This is a genomic window from Kitasatospora sp. NPDC043950 (assembly GCF_056435345.1).
This window is the reverse complement of record NZ_JBWKER010000005.1, coordinates 21,763-45,281: the sequence shown is the minus strand read 5'-3', so window position 1 is coordinate 45,281 and position 23,519 is coordinate 21,763. Positions and strand designations below refer to the sequence as shown.

The 23,519-nt window shown below is 71.5% G+C and carries 19 protein-coding genes and 1 pseudogene; 10 read left to right on the top strand and 10 right to left on the bottom strand.

Annotated elements, in window-relative coordinates; translation table 11 throughout:
* The first annotated feature begins 212 nt into the window (after positions 1-212).
* Positions 213-857 carry a restriction endonuclease gene (locus AC07BF_RS04905; RefSeq protein WP_363584310.1) on the top strand — a complete coding sequence of 215 codons (645 nt, stop codon included), beginning with the start codon at positions 213-215 and terminating at the stop codon, positions 855-857.
* Positions 858-942: 85 nt separating this feature from the next.
* Here the strand turns inward: AC07BF_RS04905 and AC07BF_RS04900 are convergent, their stop codons facing one another.
* Positions 943-1,812, bottom strand: a complete 870-nt coding sequence (locus AC07BF_RS04900) for an NlpC/P60 family protein (protein WP_363584308.1) — start codon at positions 1,810-1,812, stop codon at positions 943-945.
* A gap of 294 nt (positions 1,813-2,106) precedes the next feature.
* Between AC07BF_RS04900 and AC07BF_RS04895 the strand changes: the two genes are divergently transcribed.
* From AC07BF_RS04895 to AC07BF_RS04875, 5 genes are all read left to right on the top strand, one after another.
* A complete protein-coding gene (locus AC07BF_RS04895) occupies positions 2,107-2,970 on the top strand; it encodes a phosphotransferase (RefSeq protein ID WP_478332950.1) in 864 nt (287 codons plus the stop codon).
* Positions 2,971-3,166: 196 nt separating this feature from the next.
* Positions 3,167-4,369, top strand: coding sequence for a hypothetical protein (locus AC07BF_RS04890; protein WP_478318334.1), 1,203 nt, complete (start codon positions 3,167-3,169; stop codon positions 4,367-4,369).
* A 185-nt stretch (positions 4,370-4,554) separates the two neighbouring features.
* Positions 4,555-5,484, top strand: coding sequence for an ADP-ribosylglycohydrolase family protein (locus AC07BF_RS04885; RefSeq protein ID WP_478332949.1), 930 nt, complete (start codon positions 4,555-4,557; stop codon positions 5,482-5,484).
* 127 nt (positions 5,485-5,611) lie between these two features.
* Positions 5,612-6,388 carry a hypothetical protein gene (locus AC07BF_RS04880; protein WP_478332948.1) on the top strand — a complete coding sequence of 259 codons (777 nt, stop codon included), beginning with the start codon at positions 5,612-5,614 and terminating at the stop codon, positions 6,386-6,388.
* Positions 6,385-7,704 (top strand): nucleotidyl transferase AbiEii/AbiGii toxin family protein, encoded by a 1,320-nt coding sequence (locus AC07BF_RS04875; protein WP_478332947.1) that lies wholly within the window; start codon positions 6,385-6,387, stop codon positions 7,702-7,704. The genes AC07BF_RS04880 and AC07BF_RS04875 overlap by 4 nt, the downstream gene beginning before the upstream one ends.
* Positions 7,705-7,879: 175 nt before the next feature.
* Here AC07BF_RS04875 and AC07BF_RS04870 read toward each other — a convergent pair whose 3' ends face one another.
* Entirely contained in the window at positions 7,880-8,758 is an 879-nt protein-coding gene (locus AC07BF_RS04870) for an alpha/beta fold hydrolase (protein ID WP_363584298.1), read from the bottom strand.
* A gap of 203 nt (positions 8,759-8,961) precedes the next feature.
* Between AC07BF_RS04870 and AC07BF_RS04865 the strand changes: the two genes are divergently transcribed.
* Entirely contained in the window at positions 8,962-10,989 is a 2,028-nt protein-coding gene (locus AC07BF_RS04865) for a BTAD domain-containing putative transcriptional regulator (protein WP_478332946.1), read from the top strand.
* A 75-nt stretch (positions 10,990-11,064) separates the two neighbouring features.
* Here AC07BF_RS04865 and AC07BF_RS04860 read toward each other — a convergent pair whose 3' ends face one another.
* Entirely contained in the window at positions 11,065-13,221 is a 2,157-nt protein-coding gene (locus AC07BF_RS04860; protein ID WP_478332945.1) for a HelD family protein, read from the bottom strand.
* A gap of 448 nt (positions 13,222-13,669) precedes the next feature.
* On the opposite strand from AC07BF_RS04860, the gene AC07BF_RS04855 reads away from it, so the two are divergent.
* Both AC07BF_RS04855 and AC07BF_RS04850 read left to right on the top strand, forming a co-directional pair.
* Complete coding sequence (locus tag AC07BF_RS04855; RefSeq protein ID WP_478332944.1) at positions 13,670-14,440, top strand: oxidoreductase; 771 nt, start codon at positions 13,670-13,672, stop codon at positions 14,438-14,440.
* 146 nt (positions 14,441-14,586) lie between these two features.
* Entirely contained in the window at positions 14,587-15,159 is a 573-nt protein-coding gene (locus AC07BF_RS04850; RefSeq protein WP_478332943.1) for a dihydrofolate reductase family protein, read from the top strand.
* Between the two features lie 48 nt (positions 15,160-15,207).
* Here AC07BF_RS04850 and AC07BF_RS04845 read toward each other — a convergent pair whose 3' ends face one another.
* The 4 genes from AC07BF_RS04845 to AC07BF_RS04830 form a co-directional block, all read right to left on the bottom strand.
* Positions 15,208-15,849: a nucleotidyltransferase domain-containing protein gene (locus tag AC07BF_RS04845; protein ID WP_478332942.1), complete on the bottom strand. Its 642-nt coding sequence runs from the start codon at positions 15,847-15,849 to the stop codon at positions 15,208-15,210.
* A 61-nt stretch (positions 15,850-15,910) separates the two neighbouring features.
* On the bottom strand, positions 15,911-17,755 hold the full coding sequence (locus AC07BF_RS04840; RefSeq protein WP_478332941.1) for an ABC transporter ATP-binding protein: 1,845 nt from the start codon (positions 17,753-17,755) through the stop codon (positions 15,911-15,913).
* A gap of 193 nt (positions 17,756-17,948) precedes the next feature.
* Complete coding sequence (locus tag AC07BF_RS04835; protein ID WP_363627695.1) at positions 17,949-18,164, bottom strand: hypothetical protein; 216 nt, start codon at positions 18,162-18,164, stop codon at positions 17,949-17,951.
* A gap of 226 nt (positions 18,165-18,390) precedes the next feature.
* Positions 18,391-18,735, bottom strand: coding sequence for a hypothetical protein (locus tag AC07BF_RS04830; protein WP_478332940.1), 345 nt, complete (start codon positions 18,733-18,735; stop codon positions 18,391-18,393).
* A 360-nt stretch (positions 18,736-19,095) separates the two neighbouring features.
* On the opposite strand from AC07BF_RS04830, the gene AC07BF_RS04825 reads away from it, so the two are divergent.
* Positions 19,096-19,776, top strand: a complete 681-nt coding sequence (locus AC07BF_RS04825; RefSeq protein WP_363584281.1) for a hypothetical protein — start codon at positions 19,096-19,098, stop codon at positions 19,774-19,776.
* Between the two features lie 115 nt (positions 19,777-19,891).
* On the opposite strand, the gene AC07BF_RS04820 is transcribed toward AC07BF_RS04825, so the two are convergent.
* From AC07BF_RS04820 to AC07BF_RS04810, 3 genes and pseudogenes are all read right to left on the bottom strand, one after another.
* A complete protein-coding gene (locus AC07BF_RS04820; protein ID WP_478332939.1) occupies positions 19,892-21,187 on the bottom strand; it encodes a ParB/RepB/Spo0J family partition protein in 1,296 nt (431 codons plus the stop codon).
* Positions 21,187-21,699: pseudogene (locus AC07BF_RS04815) on the bottom strand (ParA family protein); the annotation flags it as partial. The gene AC07BF_RS04820 and the pseudogene AC07BF_RS04815, both read right to left, overlap by 1 nt.
* 645 nt (positions 21,700-22,344) lie before the next feature.
* A complete protein-coding gene (locus AC07BF_RS04810; protein ID WP_478332938.1) occupies positions 22,345-23,433 on the bottom strand; it encodes an alpha/beta fold hydrolase in 1,089 nt (362 codons plus the stop codon).
* Between the last annotated feature and the right edge of the window lie 86 nt (positions 23,434-23,519).

The window sequence follows — 23,519 nt, the reverse complement described above, 5'->3', positions numbered from 1 at the left end:
GCGGTGGCGTCCCGACACCGGGCCTTCGGCTGCCGGGCCTTCGGCTGCCGGGTGTTCGGCCGCCGGGTGTTCGGCCGCCGGGTGTTCGGCCGCCGGCCGCCGAGATCCGGACAACTCGGGCCCGCAACCGTCCGAATTCGCCGGGATCGTCGGCGGCCGGGCGGCGGCTGCTTCTACGCTCGCGTCCACACCGTGGTCCGAGGGGGGACGCCGTGGCCCGAAGGCCCGTACGACGACGCCGGTCCACTGCCGCCCGCCGCGCGCAACAGGCCCGGGACAACGCGCTGACGCTGGGCATCGCGGCTCTGGTCGCGGTCACCGTGGTGTCGTTCGTGCTGACGTGGCTGGCCCGCCACCTGCTCCTGGTCGCCGCGCTGCTGGCCACCGGCGTGGTGGTGGGCGCCGTCGTGCTGCGCCTGCGGCAGCTGGCCCGGCGGCGGGAGCTGGCTGCGCGCACGGCGCAACTGCGGCACATCGGCCCGTTCCTGAGTATGACTCCGAAGGCGTTCGAGCACGCGCTGGCGGACCTGTGCAGGCGGGACGGCTGCACAAAGGTGACGGTGGTCGGCGGGGCCGGCGACCTCGCGGCGGACGTCCTGGCCACCACCCCGTCCGGGCAGCGGCTCCTCATCCAGGCCAAACGGTACGGGCCACGGACCTCCGTCGGCTCCCAGGACGTCCAGAAGGTCAACGGCACCTACCGCGACGTCCACCGCTGCGACCTGGCGGCCGTGGTGACGACCAGCTCGTTCACCAAGGCCGCCGCCGCGTTCTGCGCGAACGTCGGCATCCACGCCATCGACCGGCGGGCCCTGGCCCTGTGGGCCGAGGGAACCGGCAAACCCCCCTGGGCCTGACGCCTGACCGCCCGGGCCCGCACCGTCGTGGGGCTCGGGCGGCCTCGTCGCGCGCCTGCGCCGTCCTGGCGCGCGTGGGCGTGGGTCAGGTGGTGCAGGTGGGGACGTTGTCGAGCCAGGCCGGGCCCTGGACGTAGATGTTGCTGATCCAGCCGCGGTAGTCCGGCAGGTAGGACCAGGCGTCGTTGACGTAGCCCTCGGCCTCGACCTTCTCGGCGTGCTGCTGGCACTGGATGCGGACCGTCGTGGGGCCGGGCAGGACGGCGACGGGCGGGTTGGCGGTCGACGGGGTGGGGCGGATGTTCACCCCGCTGTTCCAGGTCCGGCGGTCGGCGCCCGCGGGGACGTCCGGCGTGTAGCGCAGGGCGCCGGCGTAGTCGGCGGCCGTGTGGCTGGAGAAGTCGGAGACCATGAGGCGGGTGTCCGATTCGCGGGCCTCGACGATCTTTCCGCCGCCGAGGTAGATCGCCACGTGGTGGACGTGGGACAGGCCCCAGAAGACCAGGTCGCCGGGGCGCAGCACACCCTGGTCGCGGCCGAGTTGCTGTCCGGGCAGGCGGGAGATCTCGGCGGCGTCCTGCTGCCCGACGACGTCGCTGCCGACGGCCTGGGACCAGGCCCAGCGGACGAAGCCGGAGCAGTCGAAACCGACCCGGAAGGGGTCGTTCCCGGAGCGCTCGGGGTCGCTGGGGTCGACCTGGCCGTACGTCGCGCCGGGGGTGGTGCCGTGCCCGCCGCCCCAGGTGTACCAGGTACCGGCGGCGACCTGGCCGCAGGCGGCGGCGATGGCCCGGCCGGCGGCCTCCGATATCGGGGCGCCCTGCGCGGCACACGCGGCGTCGGCCGGCCCGGCCGGGGCGTCGGCGCGGGCCGGGGGCGTCACCGCCGCCAGCAGGGCGACCACCAGGCAGACCAGCAGACTGGCCAGAGCGATACCACGAGTGTTCGTTCTCAACGGAGGTCCTCTTTCACCGAGCCGGGACGAAGCTGAACGGAACGGAACGGGTTACGGGACTGACCATCCTCCTGCGGAAGCCCGGCATCAACGCCCCTGCCGAATCGGACAGTTGAAGAAACACCGTCGCCCCGCCCCCAGACGGGCCCCTCGCTTGTCGGGGCAGAGGGCGTCCTGTACGCCACCTGTGAACGTTCGCCGCGCGCCGGTACCGTCCTTGTAACAGCGCGGTCCTGCGGGGCCGGTGTGGCCGCGATCTCGGGAGAGCAGCCGCGCTTGAGGAACACCACACACATGTTGAGGACCTTCACCAAGACGTTCGCGGACCCCCACACCCAGCAGCGCTCCCTGGCCCACCACCGCTGGATCGCCCGCACCAACCCCGACGTACGCATCCCCCACGTCGTCCACGTCCACCCCACCGCGATCGACTACGAGCACCTCGACGGCCACCACGGCACCCCCGACGACCTACTGACCCTGGCCGACCTCCTTGGCCACCAGCACACCACCGCCCACACCCACGACCTGCACGCCGCCCGCCTGAACGCACCCCACACCAGCGCCGACGACACCAGCCATGACCACACCAGCGGCGCCGTCACGACCGCCGACGTCACGACCGCCGACGTCACGACCGCCGACGTCACGACCGCCGACGTCACGATCGACGACTTCGCCGACAGCCGCCGCGAGCGCCTCCACCGGCTTCTGGCCACCGGCACCGTACCGTCCCCGCTCCTGACCCCCGGCGCGATCGACGACTGGCTGGAGCAGGCCGCCACCATGCCCGCCGCCTTCTACAAGGACGCCAACCCGCGCAACTTCCTCATCACCGACACCACCGTCGCCGTCGTCGACTTCGACTCCCTCACCCTCGCTCCCTTCGGCTACGACCTCGCCAAGATCATCGTCACCATCTCCATGACCACCGGCCCCCTGCCCGAGGACACCATCCGTCGGGCCGTAGCCGCCTACAACCGCCATCCCGAGCAGCGCGGTCTTCCCGGATGCTCCTGGCTCGAGTTCGCCGCATGGTGCGAGTTCCACCACATCCTCACCACGCCCCACCACGGCACCAACGGCTACCGGTACAGCTGGCACGCGATCAGGCCGGCCTGGACCACCGACATCCTTCGGAACTCCGACAACAAGTGAACACCGTGACGAACATCAGCATAACGCTCCATTCGGTCTATCAACCGACAATGTGACACATCTGCGTGGTGATCCGATTTCAGACGGTGATCGACACGTTCTCGACAGTCCCACCGATCCACTCATCGCGCACGGGCCCTTGCCGCCACGCTGTACCCGCCGCCACCCCTACGGGTGCGCGAGATCAGGAGGGGACATGGCGAGGGGCACCACCCACCAGGTCGAACTGCTACGCGCAGAAGTCGGGACGGCCCTTCAGGCCGGCCTGGAGGAGATCCGCAACCACACCGACAACCTGCGAGCCGAACTCACCGCGACGCTGGCGGCCGGCCTGAGCGAACACCGCGACGAGTTCCTCGAAGCGATCGCCAAAGAACAGCAGGAGGCCAGCCGCGCCCACCAGGACAACCGCAGCCTCCACCGCCAGTTGGGCAATCTGCGCAACGAACTCAGCACTCGGCAGAACAGCGGCCGCGCTCCCCTGGACGGCGGCCCCACCGAGGCGCCTCGGCCCGCCGTCGACTCCCCCGAGGCCGTGGGCCAGCCGGTGGAAGTTGCTCCGGAGATCGAGGGCCCGGACGAAGCCGCTCACCTGCCCGGCGGTGATGCCGGCAGCAGCAACTCCCCCGGTACCAACGAGCTCCCCGACGCCGAGCCCCCGGCATCCGGGCAGGCCGCACAGCACGCCACAGAGCAGGCCTCCCCCTCCGTGACCGGCGAGGCCGCGGAATCCGACAGCGAGGAGACAACCGTGTCCGAGACCACCCCTGCCGACGACGCGCCGACCGCCCCGCACGTCCTCGCCGAGGACCAGCTCAGCCAGATCGCGGCCGAGGTCGCCGCCCGACTCGCAGACCTGTTCCGCCCCTCCGGCCCCACGGAGCACGACACGAAGGTCGATCTGGAGGGCACGGAAGCAGTCGCGCCGGACCAAGCCGTCATCGACGACCTCCCGAGCGGCCGCGCCGACGACGTGTCCGGTCTCATCCCGGAGCCCTTCGTCTGGGAAAACCACGTCAACACCCTTCTCAAGGCCGCAGCCGTGAAGACCGTCGCGATCTCCTGCCACCCCGAGACCTGGGACTTCCTGGCCGCCCAGGCCGAGGGCGCCGACCACTTCTCGAAGCCGGTCAACGACGGCAACGAGGACACGATCCTGTCCGGCCCCAGCACCATCGCCCTCCTCAACGCCCTCCGGGAAACCGCCTACAGCGGAGTCGGCAACGGCAACGGCACCAGCATCGGAACGTGGGCCCTCGCCGTCACCAGCTACGAGCGCATCGCCGCCGTCATCAACAGCACCCGCCCCGCCGACGAACAGGCCGGCAACGACCGCCTGCACCAGCCGCACATCGTCCTCGACGACCGCAGCACCGACAACTCACCCCCCACCGGCTGACCCGCCGACACAGCCGGGGCCTCGACCTCAGCGGACGGCACCCAAGATCGATTCCGCTGGCCGACGACGCTCGGCAACAAGACAACAGGTCACGGGCTCACCGGGATCAACAGCTACACGAACGACAGAACGTCACCAACCGCCTGCCCGACGCCTGGCACCGGCCGCACCGATAGCCTGCACGAATGAAGCGGATTCAGCGGACTGCTGGCGTGGTCGTCGGCTCGGCTGTGGGTGACGCGCTTGGAGCCCCTTTTGAGTTCGGCCCCCAAGGAGCGTTCTCCGCGCAGTTCCCCCTCCCCGGTGCCGGTGCTGAGATGTGCGGAGGTGGCGGCTGGGATCCGGGCGAGGCCACGGACGACACGCAGATGGCCGTGATGGTGGCGGAGTCACTGGTCCAGCGGGGAGGGCTGGACCTGTCGGACATCTTCGACCGCTTCCAGCGGTGGGCGGCATCCGAACCCAAGGACATCGGCTTGCAGACCGAGGACGTCCTCACCAACGGCATGCCCTGGGATCTGGCCGCCGCGATCCACTTCCAGGTCAACCTGCGGGCAGCAGGTAATGGCTCGTTGATGCGGGCATCGACATCCGCGGTCCACTTCGCACGTGCGGGACAGGCCGCCACCATGGATGCCGCTCGGCGCATCGCCGCCCTCACCCACGGCGACCGCGCCGCCTGGGAAGGCACCGCGATCTTCCACGAACTCATACGCGTCACGCTGGAAGACAACGACGCCCTCCGCGCGCTCCCTGACGTTCTGGCGCTCATCCATCCCGATCACCGCTCGCGGTACGCGACGGTCCTCTATCCCGACTGGCACCCGGACCAGGCAACCGAGTTCAACGGCGCCGTCTGGCCCTGCCTGGGGTCAGCGGTCTGGGCTCTGCGCACCACGACGAGCTTCGAGGGCGCGCTGCGCGCGGCCGTCGACCTGGGCGGCGACACGGACACCGTCGCCGCGGTCACCGGCGGGCTTGCGGGTGCCCGTTACGGACTGGACGCGATCCCCTCCCGGTGGACCGAGCCGCTGCACATCCCGCTACCGGGTTCCGGCGGACGGGTCCTGCAACTGTCCGATCTCCTTGATCTGGTGGACGGCCTCGGGGGCTGACCTCGCCCGAGAACCCGCGGCGCGCCACCGACCGGGTATGACGACAGGACCGCGACCGGTCCGGCGAAGGCTCGCTGCGCACCCGGGCGCGCGGGGCGTTGTCATAGGGGCTTGGCAGGATGCTCCCATGCTCGCCATCCGCCCTGACCAACACCGCGACGACCGGTCCGGTCCTCCCGACCTCCGGGGTGACTTCGAGGTGCACCTGACCGTGGAGCCCGGCGCCGCCGAGGCGCTGGCCGGGTGGGCCGACGGTCATGGCCTGAAGTTCACCCACATCCTGCTGGCGCGCGGTGCGGCGCCCTCGCAGCCGATGCTCACCCTGCGCGCCAACGGCTCGTTGGACGAGGTCGCTGCGGCGACGTCCCGCACCACGGGCCGGCTGGTTCGGGCCGGGTTCACGGTCCTGCGGACGAAGATCGAGGCCACGCCGTGGGCGGAGGGCGTTCCGGTCTCGGACGAGGACGCCGTGCCGCACGGGGCGCGCCGGTACTTCGAGCACCACGTCAAGCTGCTGCTTCCGGGCCCGCTTCCCACGGCCGGCCTCGCCGACCCCGCCCGCCTCGCGGACCTCGCCGAGTTGGCCGTCCGCCACGGTGCGCACCTGTCGCACAACCCGCGCCGGATACGCGACGACGGCCGGCGCGAGTGGTTCGTGACCCAGCGGTGCCGCCTGGTCGGCCTGAGCACCGCGGGCCGTCGGCTGGAGGCGCTGCTCCGGGGCCTTGCCGCCGGCGGTCGCGAGGTGGTGTCGGTGGAGCGCGAGTTCGTCGCCGTGGACAGCGCCGAGGCCCTGGACGAGGGATGGATCAGCGAGCACGAGCAGAAGCACGAACGCGAACACGAACAGAGGCACGAGCACGAGCACCGTGCCGGACCGTACGGAGAGGGAGACCCGCGATGACCGAGGACCAGCCCCAGTCACCAGTGGCCTGGGAGGAACTGACATACGGGCCGTGGCAGGGCGTCCTGCTTCCCCGGCAGCCACCGCCGGAGGACGTCCGCGAGGACCGGGGCCTGCCCAGGAGCGTCCGGCCGATCGACGGCGAGGCGGTGAGCCAGCAGCCGGTCTTCGACCCCGCCCTCGCCGGGTACACCCGGGCCCTGCGGCCCAGTGAACCCGCCTTCACCGACCCTCAGCTCGCCCAACCGTGGCTCGCCGCGCGGCGCGAGGCGCTCAACACCGTGCTGTCCGCCGTCGCCGGCTCGCAGTGGGCCGAGCACCTGGTCCTGCGCGGGAGCGTCCTGCTGCGGGCCTGGTACGGCGAGCAGGCGCGGGAGCCGGGAGACCTTGACTTCGTGGTCCGCCCGACGGACTGGCAGCTGGAGGACGAGCGCACGGACCGCATGTTCGAGGAGCTCGCCGCCGACGCAGAACGGCTCTCGGGCGCGGTGCGGCTGCACGCGGACCAGGCGGTCAGCGACGAGATCTGGACGTACAGCAGGATTCCCGGGCGTCGGCTCGTCCTGCCGTGGTCGGCACCCGGCGTCCCGGGTGGGACCGTCCAGTTGGACTTCGTCTTCACCGAACACCTGCCCGTCCCACCGGAGTCCTACCAGCTCCCCGGCGTCACGGGCCGGTTGTTCGCCGCCACGCCACAGCTCTCCCTCGCGTGGAAGATCCTCTGGCTGGCCTCGGACAACCACCCCCAGGGCAAGGACCTCTACGACGCGATCCTGCTCTCGCGCACCGACGAGGTGCCCTACGACCTGCTGCGGCAGGTCTTCACCCAGTCCGACGAGACCTGGTCGCGCTGCCCGCTCCTCCCGGAGCAGATCGCCGGACTCTACGTCGACTGGGACGAATTCGCCAAGGACTACCCGCAGTTCGCCGGACCCCTGGAGGAGTACCCTGCGCAGCTGCTCGCCGGGCTCCACGCGACCTTCGCCGACCACGGCGAGTACGCACTGCGCGCCCAGTGGCTGGCCCCGCTGATCGAGGAACTGCGGGAGGTGCTGGCGCGCGAGGGCATGGACGAGGTCCAGCAACGGATGTCCCGGCGGTACATGGCCCCGGACGACTCCCTGGTGATCATCCGCGAACTGCTCGGCGGCGGCCTCGGGGGCAACCTCGGCGGCAACCTCGAAGACGCCCGCCGCGCCGTCGCCGCCCGCCTCGGCGACAAACCGGACCGGATGACCCGCATGCTGGCGGAGGCCGCCGCCCGCTACTCCGCCGAGCTCGCCGACGACCAACCGGCGGACGGCACCCACAACTGACACCGACCCGGGCAGTACCCGGCGCCGGAAGAGGAACCCGACCACCGAAAACCCAACTCGCCGACCGACCGTGGCCCGGTCGGTCGGTCGGTCAGTCAGTCGGTCAGTCAGTCGGTCAGTCAGTCGGTCGGTCAGTCAGTCAGTCGGCCAATCGGCGAGCCGGGGAACGGGAGGTTCAACGCGCCAGCAGCTCCCGGATCGCCTCCGCGATCTCGTCGGGCGCCTCCTCGGCCATGAAGTGCCCCGCTCGGGTCAGCCGGTGGTCGAGGTCCGGCGCCCACGCCTTCCACACCGCGGCCGCGTCGTAGCCCAGCTGCGCGCCCCAGTCCTGCTGGACGACCGTCACGGGCATGGCCAGCTGCGACCCCGCGTCCAGGTCCGCTCGGTCGTGCGTGACGTCGATGCCCGCCGAGGCCCGGTAGTCCGCGACGATCGACGTCACCGCCGCCGCGCTCGCCCGCAGGTACTCGGCACGGACATCCTCGGGAACGGCGGTCGCGTCATTGGCCCAGGAGTCGAGGAACGAGCCGAAGAACGCGTCCGCGCTGTTGGCGATCATCGCCTCCGGCAGGCCCGGCGGCTGCGCCATCAGGAAGAGGTGGTAGCCGACCGCCGCCGGGACGCCGTGCAGGACGTTCCACATGTCGAGGGTCGGCACGACGTCGAGGATGCCCAGGTGCGTGACGGTCTCAGGGTGGTCCAGCCCCGCCCGGAAGGCGACCAGGGCGCCCCGGTCGTGGCCGACGAGGGCGAAGCGCTCGTGGCCGAGGGCGGCCGCCAAGTTCACGACGTCGGCGGCCATGGTGCGCTTGGCGTACACCTCGGGGTCGGTGGCCGCCGGCTTGTCGCTGGCGCCGTAGCCCCGCAGGTCAGGGCAGATCACCGTGTGTTCGTCGGCGAGCCGCTCGGCAACGTGCCGCCACATCAGGTGGGTCTGGGGGAAACCGTGCAACAGCACGACCGGGCTGCCGCTGCCGCCGACGGCGGCAGCCAGCTCCACCCCGTCCGCGCCGGGCAGGCGGACGTGATCGAAGCCGGGAATGGTGAGCGTCATGAAGGGCCGTCCTTGTCGGTCGGGGGCTGACCGGACCAGCCTGGGCGACGGCGATCAGCAACGGATCAGTACCGGCCGCCAGTACCGGCCGCCAGTACCGGCCGCCAGTACGTGCCGGTCACTACGGACCGGTCGCTACAGACCGATCAGCAGCCGATCAGTTCGGTCAAGCGCAGCCGACCCCCGACACGGAGGATAGGGGCATGCGAATCGACGTGCTCGGTGCCGTGCGGGCCCTCCGCGACGACGGCAGCCCGATCGACCTGGGCGGCCCCCGCCATCGTGAGGTGCTCGCCCGGCTCGTCGCCGCCGAGGGGCGGATGGTCACCACCGACACCCTCGTCGACGACCTGTGGACCGATCCACCGGCCCGCGCCGTGGGCGCTCTGCGTACGTTCGTCGCCGCGCTGCGCCGTGCCCTCGAACCCGACCGGCCGCCGCGCGATCCGCCGCGCGTCATCATCACCGAAGGGCCCGGCTACGCGTTGCGCCTGCCGCGCGAGGACGTGGACGTCCACCGGTTCCAGGACACCCTGGCCCGAGCCCGGCGTCGCCCTGACACGGTGACCGGCCCCGACGCGATGCCCGGTCTCGACACGGTGGCCCACCCCGACACGGTGGCCCACCCCGACACAGCTACCGCCCCCGACACGCTGGCCGACCTCAGCGCGGCGCTCAAGGACTGGCGCGGACCCGCGTACGCCGATGTGACCGGCGCCGCATGGGCGCAGCGCGAGCGGACCCGGCTGGAGGAATTGCGGCTGGAGGGGGTGGAACTGCGCGCCCGCCTCCTCCTCGACTCCGGTGAAGGGGCCGGTCTCGTCGCCGAACTGGGCGCCCACGTCGCCGAACAGCCGTGGCGCGAGCCGGCCTGGGGGCTGCTGGCCCGCGCGCTGTACCGCGCGGGCCGCCAGGCCGACGCGCTGGCCACCCTCCGCCGAGCCCGCGCGATGCTCGTCGATCAACTCGGACTCGACCCTGGCGCCGAACTCCGGCGTCTGGAGACGGACATCCTCAACGGGGCCGCGTCCTTCGAAGGCGCCCGTACCGGGTGGAGCGGCCCCGGCGTCCGACTCGGCCCGCGCACCACCGTGGATCTGGCCCGCACCCTCGCACTGGCGGGTGGCGACGCGCTCGTCCACTCGCGACGCGACCGCCTCGCCGCCGTTCAGGCCGCGGAACGCACGGGAGACCTCCTCCTGACCGCCCGGATCATCGGCGCCTACGACGTGCCCGCCGTCTGGAGCCGGGCCGACGACCCCGAGCAGTCCCGCGCGGTCGTCGCGGCTGCCGAACGCACGCTCACCGCGCTCGGCCCCGACGGCCCCGCCGACTTGTCGGCCCGCCTCCTGGCCACGGTCGCCGTCGAGAGCCGCAGCGCCCACCTGTCCGCGGCCGAGTTGGGCCGCGCCCAGCAGGCGGCACAACAGGCGGAGGCGCTGGCGCGGGGCCTGGCCGATCCCGCCCTGCTGGTCTTCGCCCTCAACGGGGTGTTCCTGCAGTCCTTCACCCGCCCCGGGCTCGCGGCGGTACGGGACGGGATCGGCGCCGAGATCCTCGACCTGGCCGCCCGGCACGAGCTGCCGAACTTCGGCGTACTCGGCCGACTCGTCCGCCTCCAGTCCGCCTCGGCCCTCGGAGACCTCGACGCCGCGGCCTCGCACGCCGAAGCTGCCAACCGACTCGCCACCACCACCGAGGCGCCCCTCGTCCCCGTCCTCACCGGGTGGTTCCGGGCCCGGGCCACGGCCGCCCGCAGCACCGAACCCGGCGGGCCGACCGCCGCCACGGCCGCAGCGCACTACCGGGCCGCCGAGAACGCCCTCCAGCGGGCCGGAATGCCGGGGCTGCACCGCGGCCTGTTCGCGCTCGCCCTCCTCGGACTGCGCCTGCTGCACGACCGGCCCGCGCCCACCGACCCGCACCTCGACTGGGGCCCGTACCGGGCTTGGGCGCGCCCCCTCGTGCTGCTCGCCCAGGACCGGGTCGAGGAGGCCCGTACCGCGCTCGCCGCGGTGCCCGAGCCGGCGCGCGACCACATGCAGGAGGCCATGTGGTGCCTGACCGCCCGCGCCGCCGTTCGCCTCGGCGAGCCCGGTATCGCCGCACGCGCCGGGGCTTCCCTGCGCGGTGCCCGTGCGGAGCATGCCGGCGCCGCCAGTGGAATGCTGACGCTGGGCCCGGTGGCGCGGTACCTGGCGGAGGCGGAGGCTTGCGCCGGAGCGGGGTAGGCGATGGTGCCCGGGTACACCGCGCCCCCGGCCGGCACCTCGCCGTCTACCGGGCCGGGCCCGGCGCCGCCCGGCCTACCGCGCGGTCCTGATCACGCACAGGCGGCGGGTGGCACGGGTGAGGGCGACGTACAGGTCGCGTTCGCCGGCCGGGCGGGCGGCGGTGATCTGGTCGGGGTCGACGACGAGGACGGCGTCGAACTCCAGGCCGCGCGCCTCGGAGGCGGGGACGAGGCGGACGTGTCCGGGCAGGCCGGCGGCCTCCAGCTCCGGCAGGCGGGCGTCCGCGCAGACCACGGCGAGGAGGTCGCCGGGGTGGGCGGCCGTCTGGGCGCGCAGTTCGGCCAGGACGGCGGCGGCGAGGCCGTGGGCCGGGGCGGTGAGGGTGCGCGGGGGTTCGCCGTGGCGGATGGCGCGGGCGCGGGCCTGGCCGGGGGCGATGCGGGCGAGCAGGTCGGTGGTGGCGGCGAGGATCTCCTGCGTGGTGCGGTAGCTGACGGTCAGGGTGTGCAGGTCGAAGCGGCTCCCGGTGTGCGGGTGGAGGGCCTCGTGCCAGTCGCGGGCCTGGGCGGCGGGGCCGGCCTGGGCGAAGTCGCCGACGACGGTCATCGATCGGGTGGGGCAGCGGCGCAGCACGGCGCGCCACTGCATCGCGGTGAGTTCCTGGGCCTCGTCGACGACGACGTGGCCCCAACTGCGCTGCGGGGGGCCGTCGAGCAGGGCGGCGGCCTCGTCCAGCAGCGGCAGGTCGGCGTCGGTCCACGGGGCGTCGGGGGCGCGCAGCAGGCGGGCGCGCTGGTCGTCGGAGAGGTGGGGCAGGTGGGCGGTGAGGGCTGCGGGGTCGGTGAGCAGGGCGCGGACGGCGTCGTGCGGGGTGAGGGCGGGCCAGTGGGTGTCGAGGACGCGGTCGAGGTGCGGGTCGTCCAGCAGGGCCGCGCGGACGGCCTCGGCGTCGAAGGTGCCGTCGGTACCCGCGGTGTCGCCGGTACCCACGGTGCCGCCGATACCCGGGGCGTCGCCGGTACCCGCGGCGTCGTGGGCACGTGAGCCGTCGAGACCGAGCCGGCGCAGATCGGCGGCGGCGACGCGGTCGAGGTTGAGGCCGGTGAGCTGGGCGACCTCGGCGTCGAGCTGGTCGAGGGTGTCGGCGGTGTCGCGTTCGAGGGCGCGGGTGAGGGCGTCGGCCAGCAGGTCCTTGAACAGGTCGCGGGCACGGTTGTGGGCGAGGCCGTCGGCGGTGGCTGCGCGGGCGGCGGCGGCGAGGTCGGACTGCGGCAGGTGCACCTCCTCCTGGCCGACCCGTATGGCCAGGCCGTCCTCCGCCGAGGCCTGGTGGGCGCGGACCACGGCGGCCAGGGCGTCGGCGAGGGCGGGGTCGCCCTTGAGGCGGGCGGTCTGCGGCTCCTCGGGCGCCGCCGGGCCGGGGGTGGCGGGGGCGAGGTCGGCGCAGGTCGCCAGGGCGACGTCGTTCTCGCCGAGCGAGGGCAGCACCTGACAGATGTAGTCCAGGAAGCGGGTGTTGGGGCCCAGGACGAGGACACCGCGTTCGGCGGCGCGCGGGAAGGCGTACAGCACGTAGGCGGCGCGGTGCAGGGCCACCACCGTCTTGCCGGTGCCGGGGCCGCCCTGTACGACCGTCACCCCCCGGTGGCGGGAGCGGACGATCGCGTCCTGCTCGGCCTGGAGGGTGGCGACCGCGGCGCCCATGCGTCCGGTGCGCCGGGCCGACAGGGCCTCCAGCAGCGGGCCGTCGCCGATCACGTCCTCACGGGTGGGGTCGGAGCCGTCCAGCAGTTCGTCGCTGACGGCGGCGACGGTGCGGCCGTCCAGACGCAGGTGGCGCCGGCGTCGCAGGCCCATCGGGTGGACGGGCGTGGCCTCGTAGAAGGGCCTGGCGGCCTCGGCCCGCCAGTCCACCAGCAGCGGCAGTTCGTCCGCCTCGGTGTGCAGGCCCAGGCGCCCGATCCGCAGCGTGGTGCCGTCGGCGGTGTCGAGACGGCCGAACACCAGCCCGTGGCCGGCGCCTTCCAGGCGGCGTACTTCCCCGGCCCACCGCGCGGCCGCCACGTCCCGCTCGTACACGGCCCCGGCGCCGTCGGCGGGCGCGGCGAGGGTACGGGCCAGTTCGACGCGCGTCTGCTCCAGGCGCCGGTCGTACTCGGCGCACACGGCCCCCACCTGCACGTTTTCCGCCTGCACCTGGCACTCGGCACGGTCATCGCTGTACGGCACGACGGGCCTCCTCTCGGGTTCGGGCCGTCACTATGCGGGGGCGGGCGGGGGAAAGTAAAAGTTGACGAACGTACCGCCGTTGCGCCCTCCGCCCCACGCTTCCCCAACTCTCGTCCTGTGCACCGAATCTGACGAAACATCAGCCAGAGGCGTACGAGTGGTCGCCGAGGACGTCGAGGCCGCAGGTCAGCGGCCGTCGGCGGCGCACGACGGAACCGGCACGCCATAGGCCTTCCCTATAGCGTCTGCTGACACTTCGTCTTTGCCTCTCGCTCTTTTCCGGCCGTACCGTGAAACAGCTCGACGAGGCACCCACCACGATTTCCCTGAAGTATTCGCGCTCCCTGAGGAATTCGCACCCTGCGCGCCTGGTCGATTCCCATTCCGTCGAGCGGACGAACACCGGGACGAACACCCGGACGAACACGCGATCGAGAGGACCAAGGAAATGACCACGACCGAAAACGGACCAGGCACGCAGGAACTCGCAGGCAAGCGGGCCCTGGTCACGGGTGGTTCTCGCGGAATCGGAGCAGCCATCGTGCGCCAACTCCTGGACGCGGGCGCCAAGGTACTCACGACCGCCAGGTCGGCGACGGGCACCGTCCCGGAGGGGGCCGCCTTCGTGGCGGCCGACGTGCGAACGCGGGCCGGCGCGGAGGCGCTCGCCACGGCCGCGCAGGAGGTGCTCGGCGGGGTGGACATCCTGGTCCACAACGTGGGCGGGGCGCAGCCGCACCACGGCGCCCTGGCCATCCCCGACGAGGAGTGGCAGAACGCGCTGGACCTGAACTTCCTGGCGTCGGTGCGGTTGGACGCGCTGCTGGCACCGGGGATGCGGGAACGGCGTTCGGGGGCGATCGTGCACGTCTCCTCGGCCGCCGTCCCCACCGTGGCACCGCCGTTCCTGCACTACGTGGCCGCGAAGGCGGCGCTGGAGGCCTACAGCCGGGGGCTGGCCGCCGAGCTGGCCCCGCACGGGATCCGGGTCAACACCGTGTCTCCCGGCCGGACCGCCACCCCCGGCGGCGAAGCGACGCGCGAGCAGTGGGCGCGCCTGGACACGGGGCCGGGCCAGGACACCACGACTCCCCCGCTGGGACGCGACGGCCGACCCGACGACATCGCCCACGCGGTGCTGTTCCTCCTGTCCGGCCGGGCGAGCTGGCTGACGGGGAGCAACCTCGTCGTGGACGGCGGCGAATTCCCCAGGGGCTGACGGCAACGCACAGCGGCCCCGGCTGGCGGCCTCGTTCGGCCGGCACGGCTACCTTGATCACATCGGCGGCCGACAGCAGGGCGTCCGATGCCGACCAGGTCGGCGAGCCCGGAAGAATCCAGATCCGAGACACCGAGGAACCAGAGATGCGTACCCTGATCAGCACCGCCTTCATCTCGCTCGACGGCGTTGTGGAAGGCCCGGGCGGGGAGCCCGGCTACCGGAACTCCGGCTGGACCTTCAAGGACATCGAGTTCCTTCCCGAGGCCTTCGAGATCAAGGGGCGGGAGCAGCAGGAGGCCACCGCGATGCTGCTGGGGCGGGTCAGCTACGAGGCGTTCAGCCAGGTGTGGCCCGACATGGCGGACTTCGCCGACTACAAGGTGATGCCGAAGTACGTCGTCTCCACCACCCTCACCGAGGACGACCTGGTGTCGAACTGGGGCGAGACCACGATCCTGCGCTCACTCGACGAGGTTGCCGCGCTGAAGCGGACCGAGGGCGGCCCGATCATCGTGCACGGCAGTGCGACCCTGAACCAGGCCCTCTCCGACGCCGGTCTGGTCGACCGCTACCACCTGCTCGTCTTCCCGCTCCTGCTCGGCGCGGGCAAGCGCCTGTTCAGCACCACGGACAAGGACACCCAGAAGCTGACGCTCGTCGAGCACGAGGTCTACCCCAACGGTCTGCAGAAGCAGGTCTTCGACGTCGTCCGCTGACGTTCCCCGCAGACCCGGAAAGCCCTCGCGCCAACGACTGCGCGGGGGCTACAGGTCCGCGAGCCAGGGATGCCCCGGGTGTACGCAGGCGAGCAGTTCGGCCAGGGTCCCGCGCTGGGCCGGGGTCATCAGCGGAACGGTCGTGTCGAAGTCCGCCTGGTCCTTCCGGCGGAGGTGCTTGGCCTTGAACAGCAGGACCAGCTCGGGCGCCAGGTACGGGATGCCACCTGCCGTGTGGCGGATGATGTCGCCGTAGGGAAAGCGGATCCTCTCATCGCGCCGGCAGATCCAGACGTCGCCGTCGTGCGGTTCGCGGAACACATCGAGCAAGTAGTCACCGGTGGCCGGATCGCGCAGCCAGGTCTGATGGGTGGCGGCCAGCACCCCCGGTGCGGCGTCCTCCCAGATCCGGCCGCTGCCCGCCGCGTCGAAGACGTACCCGGGGAAGCGACTGCGGACCTCAGGAAAGCTCGCGGCCGGAATCGCGATCTCGATGTCCCCGTGCGCACGCGCCTGCCCGCCCCGGAAGAGGTCCAGCGCCCATCCCGCGGCCACACACCACGGCGTGCCGACCCCCGCCAACCGCCGCGCGACCTCGTCCGGCCTCCAGCACGACGACCACCTGTCGTCGAGGGCCGCGACCTCGTCGGCCGACAGCTCGATCCCACCGCCGGGCAGTTGCTCGCTCACGCGAGGAATCTACCAACAGGCCCGCAGGGCCGTGGCCGAGATCGGTACGCCCGGGCACGCCTCAGGGGACGGCCTCCACGGACTCGCCCGGCGGGTGGTACAACCGGTGCAGGCCGGCGTAGGCGGAGCTGCGGAGGAGGAGCTCGGTGTGGGTGCCGTGGGCGACGATCCGGCCCTGGTCGAGCAGGACGATCTGGTCGGCGTCGCGGACGGTCAGCAGGTTGTGCGAAATGATGATCGTCGTGCGATCGGCCATGAGCAGGCGCAACGGGCCCATGATCCGCTGGCTCGACTCCGCGTCCAGGGCCGTGGTGGGCTCGTCGAGGATGAGGACGGGGGCGTCCCGGACCATCGCGCGGGCGATCGCGAGGCGCTGACGCTGGCCGCCGGAGAGCAGCCGACCGCGCTGGCCGACCAGGGTGTCGTAGCCGTCCGGGAGCCGGGTGATGAACTCGTGGGCGTCCGCCGCCCGGGCCGCCGCCAGGATCTCGGCCTCACTCGCCTCGGGGCGCCCGTAGGCGATGTTCTCCCGGACGGTGCCGTGGAAGACCAGGGTCTCCTGGAGCACCACCGCGACGTTCTCGCGCAGGTCGGTGAGGGCGAGGTCGCGCAGGTCGAGGCCGTCGAGCCGCACCGCGCCGTCGTCCGGGTCGTAGAAGCGCAACAGCAGCTTGGCGACGGTGGACTTGCCCGCGCCGCTGGCGCCGACCAGGGCCAGCGTCTCCCCCGGCGCCACCTCGAAGGACACCTCCGACAGTGCGGGCGCCTCCACGTCCGGGTAACGGAAGGTGACGTCGTCGAACTCGATCCCGCCCCGGGCGCGGCCGAGCGGCCGGGGGGTGGCGGGATCGGTCACCTGTGGACGCTGGTCGAGCAGTTCGATGATCCGCTCGGCGGCGGCGGAGGCCGCGTAGAAGGTGTTGCCGAGCCCGGACATGCTCTGGATCGGGCCGTAGAGCCTGCTCAGCAGGGTGAGGAAGACGATGAGGCCACCGAAGGTGAGCCGGCCGTGCACGAGTTCCCAGGCCCCGAGGCCCATCACCACCAGGCCGCCGAGCAGTTCGACGAAGTCGACCGTCGGCCCGTAGAGCGCTCCGATCCTGGTCGAGGCCATCGCCGCGTGGTACCGGCCGATGCTCTCGCGCTGGAATCGGGCGTGCTCCCAGTCCTGGCGGTTGTACGCCTGGACGAGCGCGATGTTGCCGAGCGACTCCTCGGCGACCGCGCTGATCGAGCCGCTGCGCCGGCGGCGTTCGCGCGAGGCCGCCCGGATCAGCTTCGCGAAGCGGCGGGCGGTGAGGAAGAACAGCGGCGCGGCGACCAGCGCGACCAGGGTCAGGTCCCAGCGCAGCACCAGCAGCAGGCCGACGTAGATGCCGAGCCGCGCCACCTGGCCGAGCGCGTTGACGATGCCGGAGAGCAGGAAGGTCTCGACCGCGTCCACGTCGCCGGTCACCCGGGACAGCACGTCGCCGAGCCGCCGGCGCTCGAAGAAGCCCAGCGACAGGCCCTGGATGTGCCGGAACACGTCCGACCGCAGGATGAGCAGGAAGCGTTCGCTGACCCAGGTGGAGATCACCCGGCGGGCGAAGCCCAGTACTCCGGAGAGCAGGGTCAGCCCCGCATAGGCGAGGGCGATCGGCAGGAACAGGTTCAGCCGGTGCGGAATGAGCATGTCGTCGATGACGATCTTGAACAGCCAGATCTCCATCGCCTCGATCGCCGGGCCCACCGCGACCAGGGCCAGCAGCACCACCAGCCACCGGCGGCCACCCTTGGTGTAGGGCCAGAAGCGCCGGAAGATCGCCATGAGCGGGACCGGCGGTGCCGCGGCGACCACATCGGAGGTCTCGGCGACCGTGAGCAAGCGTCGCAGAGCCGACCGAAGGCTGTGTTTCCTCGTCATCTCACGGTCTTCTCGCTCGTCCCCGAGCCCAGATCACTTCCGGATTGAGAGGAACTCCCGATCAAAGAGGCCCTGCTCCGGGAATGGAAGGTCTCCACACGCACGGCCGGCGCGGGCCCGCGTGGGGTCGCTCCCGGCCGACACGGCAAAGCCGGGCACACGTGCCCGGCCCGCTCTCACAGGGAAGCGATCCTTACCACCGGCCTCCGTAGCCGCCTCCGTAGCCGCCGCGGTCGCCTCCGTAGCCGCCGTAGCCGCCACGGTCGCCGCCGAAGTCGTCACGGAAGTCGTCGTAGCCGCCGTAGCCGCCACGGTCGTCACCGAAGTCGCCGTAGTCGCCACCGCGACCACCGCCGCCCCAGTCGTCACGGAACCGACCGAAGGACTGGAACTGTCCGAGGAATGACATGAGCAACCTTCTTTCGAAGTCCCCCTCGCTCCATCGTCATCCTCACCTCCGCAATGCACAAGCATCGAGTGCGCTAAATGTGAAAATTTGATGATTTTTCCGGATTGTCCAAATCGGCAGCCGCCTGCTTCGATTTCCTGGTCAAGAATCCCCCAAGAAACCGTGTGCGACGAGCCGCCACCCGATCTGCCGATTTCAGGGTGAACCATTGCTCCCGAGCAATCATTCACCTCAGGCAATAGCCATACAGCCATGCCGGGAGCGACCAGTTAGCGCAGCCCCAGGGCAGTAGCGGTACCACCGGTGTCGGACAGTCCGCGCCATAGCCTTCGCGCCACCCGAGGTACGCCTCCAGTACGGGCGGTTCGTCACGGTACTCGGTGAGGGACAGGGCACCGCCCCAGCGGCCGAACCCGCCATCGGCGACCTCGAGATAGATCCGTCTGAGCAAAGGCGGCATGGGGTGCCCCACAGCTGCTTCGAGCCCGGACACAGCCTCCGGAAGCGCAGGCGAAGGACGCCCTCCGGCATTCTGCTCGATGAGCCGCTTGATGATCTCGTCCTCCGTCACAGGGCCTTCGTATCAGACACCACCGACACTGCGGTGCCCTGGCCCGAGCCCGCGGACGGATCGCTGACGGTACGGCGCAGGGCCCTCGAAGCTCGGTGGGCGTCACCGTGACCGTGGCCGTGTTCGAGACCAGCGGCGGCCGCGTCAGCCGCATCTGGGCCGTCCGCGACCCGGAAACTCCGCGCGTGGACCGGGAACGAACAGACCTGACCGCACGCCACGGCGGAACGCATCAGCCGACACATCGTCAAATCGCCTTCCCCATGCGAACTTTCGGGCGGCCGAAACCATTCTCCGTCACCACCCGAGTCCGCGACGAGGCCTCCTCCGGGAGCACCGTCGTGGGTTATGGTCGGTCCCATGCTGACGGAGTGGGCCTGGATAGCAGCGAAGCTGGTGACGACTCCCGAGACGAAGATCAAGGTCGTCGACTACGGATACCGTCCGTTCGGAACGTACGCCGAGGCACGTCGCAACCTCCTGGAGCACCTTGAGGACGAGAAGTCCTGCCAGGACTTCAAGGACGCCGCGCGCCTCCTGCGGGCGAACCGGAAAGCGACCAGCGTGGTGTACAGCCCGCTCATCTGGCTGATCCACGATCTCCCCCAGGGAGATGACAGCAAGAGAGCGAGCTACCAACTCATCAAGCGGCTCGAGCCGAGCCTGACCGAGCAACTCCTGCCCGGTCTGGCGACCTCACAGGTCAGCCGGCACGCCCGCCTGGGCGTCGCCCTGCGGGTGCTCAGCGTCGAAGAGGTTTGCGTTCTGATGCGCTGCAAGCCGCAGAAGGCGAGGGCCCATACGGAGATCTGGCTGTCCGGTCGACTCAAGATGCGCACCCAGCACGTTGCCCGCGGCACGGTGTGCCGCAGCCACCGGGACGCCGCCTGCACCGCCTGCCGCGGTGGCACCCAGTGGGAGTGGGCGAAGCCGTTCCTGGCGAGCGACCTCGTACAGCACCTGCTGTCGTACCGCATGAGGTGCTATCTCCCGTACGACGGGACGCCCGTGCCGCCCGGGACGTACGAAGCCGGACTATGAGCGACGCCGTTCGGACGGCCGGGGAGGTCCACGTCTCCCTCCCGCACGCACCGGCGAGGGATGCCGATCCGGTGCCCGCCCCGTGCGAACGACGGGGCGGGCACCGGAGGTCGCGTCAGCTGTTGGTCGTCAGCAGACGGTTGGCCAGGGCGTCGGCGAGGCGGTAGGCCTCGTCGGCCGAGAGGGTGCGGCAGATGGCGTCGGCGAGTTCCTCGACGTCATGCCAGTCGACATCGCCGAGCTCCGCGGACGGCGTGGCCGACGGCTGCTCGGCCGGGGAGGCCTCGGCTCGCTGTTCCGGCATCGGAAGAGGCTCGGAATTTTCCGCGGAAAATCGCTCGGCGCTCGGAGCGGACTCCGCACTCGGAGCGGGCTCGGTGCTCGGAGCGGACTCGGTGCTCTCCCCCGTGCCGGCACTGGCGGGCTTCGACCGGGTAGCCGAAGCCGACGGTTCCACCGGCGACGGATCCACCGGCGACGGTTCCACCGGCGACGGCGTGACGGTGGCCGTGGACGCAGCCGTGGACGCAGCCGTGGTCGCGCTCTCCGCAGGCCCACTCGCGGATGCGACGGGTCGCTGCGGCGCGGCCTGAGGAGTCACCCCGTCAGCGGAGGCCTGAACCGCCGCCGCTCGGGCCCCCAGCTTCGCCGCCCGCTTGGCCGCGACGGCGTCGGCGTCGGCCTGGAGCAGCTGCTCCAGCTGCTCCGTCTGCTCGGCCAGGGCCATCGCCTCGATGCCCTTGACCGATCCCAGACGGCGGGCGACGTTGATGGAGATGCCCTCCTCGCCCCGCGCCTTGGCCCGCACCTGCCGCTGTAGCTCGGGGTGGAGCTTCAGCAGGTTCTTGCGGTGCGAGATCCAGCTCTGGGACCAGCCCTCCGACTCGGCGGCCTCCTTGGCGGTGGCGTACTGCGCCACGATGAGCAGGACCGCGTTGGCCTCCTCGATCGGGTCGAAGTCCTTGCGCGCCATGTTCTCGTCGAGCGCCGCGCGCAGCAGGGTCGCCTTGGAGTCCGCCACCGAGTCGTCGACGACGACGAGCAGTTGCTCGCGCCCGTACAGCGCGGCAGCGGCCCGGCGCCGGTTGCCGTTGACGATCACCACGTCCTGAGGGCCCGCACCGAGCAGGCCCTCGTCCTCCGGCCAGAGCCGGAGGTACGCGTCCGGGGTGACGGCGAGGCAGCTCTGCAGCTGGCGGTCCTTGATGCTCGCCAGGTCCGACAGGTCGCCCAGGTCGTCGCGCGGGTTGCGCGGGTTGGGGAGGCAGTTGGCGGTGGGGACCCACCGGGCCGGAGAGTCCGGCCCCGTGGGGACCCACGGGGCCGGAGTCTCCTGGTTGCTGACCACCCCGGGGGCGTCGACGACCGGGTCGGCCGCCATCGAGGCGAAGGAAACACGACGGCCGGCCATCAGCGACCCCCGTACCCGAGTTCGAGGGACAGCCGGAAGAAGTCCTCGCGGGCCCGGTAGGCGGTGCCGCTCTCCTTGTACTGGGTGACGACCGTTCCCTCGGCCACCGCCCGGGAGTGGATCTTGTAACGCCTCAGGACCGTCTTGGCCCGCGGCCACCCCTTCGCGGCGATGTACGCCTCGGTGTCCTCCAGGTCGGCGCGGCCGTCCCGGGGGTCCCAGTTGTTGATGACGACCCGGAAGGGGATGTCCATCGGCTCGATGACCTTCTGGATCGTCCGCGCCGTCGGGTCGAAGCACAACGGCTCGGTGATCATCGGGACCAGGACGTCATCCGCTATCTCCAGAGCACTGCGCAGGATCTCCTCGTCGGCCAGGGTGCCCGGCGTGTCGATGAAGATGTGCTCGTACTCGTCCTTCTCGCCGAGGACGTCGAAGGTGCACGCCGCGAGGTTCACCGTGGTCGTGGTCTTGCCGACGCCGCCCTTCTGGTTGGCGATGACGTGGACCTTGGCACCGGTCTTCTTGAGGTGGAGCAGCTGATCGGCCTGGTCGTGCGCCGCCATGAAATCGAAGGGCAGGTTGTCCCCCACCCGCTCCGCCCAGACGACGGCCGATCCCTGAGGGTCAGTGGACACGACAAGTACAGATGGCTTCATGATGTTCCGTTCTCTCCGTGGGCTTCCCGGGCCGCTTGCCCGGTACTGCGGATGCCCGCCGATCAAAGCCGGTGACGGCGGACTGGAACAGCATTCCAGATGATCAGGCCTGATGCCGACACGACCCGCGTGTCATGAAGCACAATGTCCGTTTCGCTGAGCCCCTGATTTCCGAGAACCTCCCGGATATCCCCGGCGACCCGGCCCCGAATCCCGCCATCGCAAGAGAGCGTGACGCACGGACAGCGGCATCGGGACTGCGCCGCTGCCGGGGACGCATTCGCCTTCACCGGCCGCCCCGAACAGCCGTGCGCCCACGCGCAGCCCTGGCGCATTGGAACACCGCGCCGCCGTTTCCTGACAGTTCAACAGATCACCGCAGTTCACTATCCGGCACCGCGGGCCCTGGTCAAGAAACGGCAAAGGGCATCACCGCTCCGCCGCGGGCCGGAAAGAAGCTCCTCCCCCGCAAGCACGGGGTCAGTCGGAAGAGAGCGGTCAGTGGTCATAGCGGTCAGCATCCGACGCCTGCCGACGGGCGTTCGAGACGGGCCGGGCATCGATCGTCATGGCCGTGTACGCGGCGTCGACCTCACCGGTCAGGATGGTGGGGCCGACGCGTGCCGTGGGGGCACCCTGGGCGCCCGCTCCGTCCCGGTACGGGGCCAGGAACGCGGTCAGGGCGGTCAGCATCGCCTGCGGGGCCTCCTCGGCCGGGTAGTGGCCGCAGTCGGGGAGGACGAGGCCCTGCACGTCGTCGGCGGCGAGCTCCATCGTCTCGCTGACGGAGGCGCCCAGGTTCTCCGCTCCTCCGATCGCCAGGACGGGCAGGGTCAGCCGTCGAGTCCTGCGCTCCTGGTTCTGGGCGATGGTCGTGTCGAGTGCGCGGTAGAACTCGAAGCCGGCTCGCAGGGCTTCCGGCTCGGCGGCGAGGGTGTCGACGTAGTGCTGGACGGCGTAGTCGGGCAGTGCCTTCGCGGACTTCGTGGCGAACTGGTGGCCGAAGTAGAGGTGTTCGCGTCCGCTGACCAACTGTTCGTTGACGTCGGTGAGGCGGTTGAAGGCGAAGTGCCAGAGGCGGTCGTTGGCCTCCCGGCTGCCGAGGAGAGGCAGCGAGGGCGACAACCCCGGGATCGCGGCCTCGGCGACGGCCAGGCGGTCGAGCCGGTCAGGATGGTCCGCAGCCAGGGCGTAACCGGTCCACATCCCGACGTCGTGGCCGACCAGGGCGAACCGCCGGTGCCCGAGCGCGTCCATCAGCGCCACCAGGTCGCGGGCGAGCGTGCCGGTGTCGTACCCGCCCGGGGGTTTGTCGGACAGTCCGACGCCGCGCGGGTCGACCGCGACGACCCGGAAGTCCTGCGCCAGCGCGGGCATCAGGAGACGCCAGGCGTACCACGTCTGGGGCCAGCCGGCGACCAGCAGCAGCGCAGGCCCTTCGCCGCCGGTGACGGCGTGCAGGCGCAGTTCGCCGGTGTCGACGTAGCGGCTGGTGAAGGTGTCGGCGAAGCCGGCCGGGAGGTTCGGCACCTGGGAGACGGAACCGCGGCCTTCGGGCGTGGGCGGGCGGGTCGGCGACAGACTCATGATCATCCTTCGGAGGCACGGGGTTGACGGGTTCGCCGAGACGGCGGGAACCGCCCGGTCCGGCCGGCGGCTGACGGCCGGTGGCC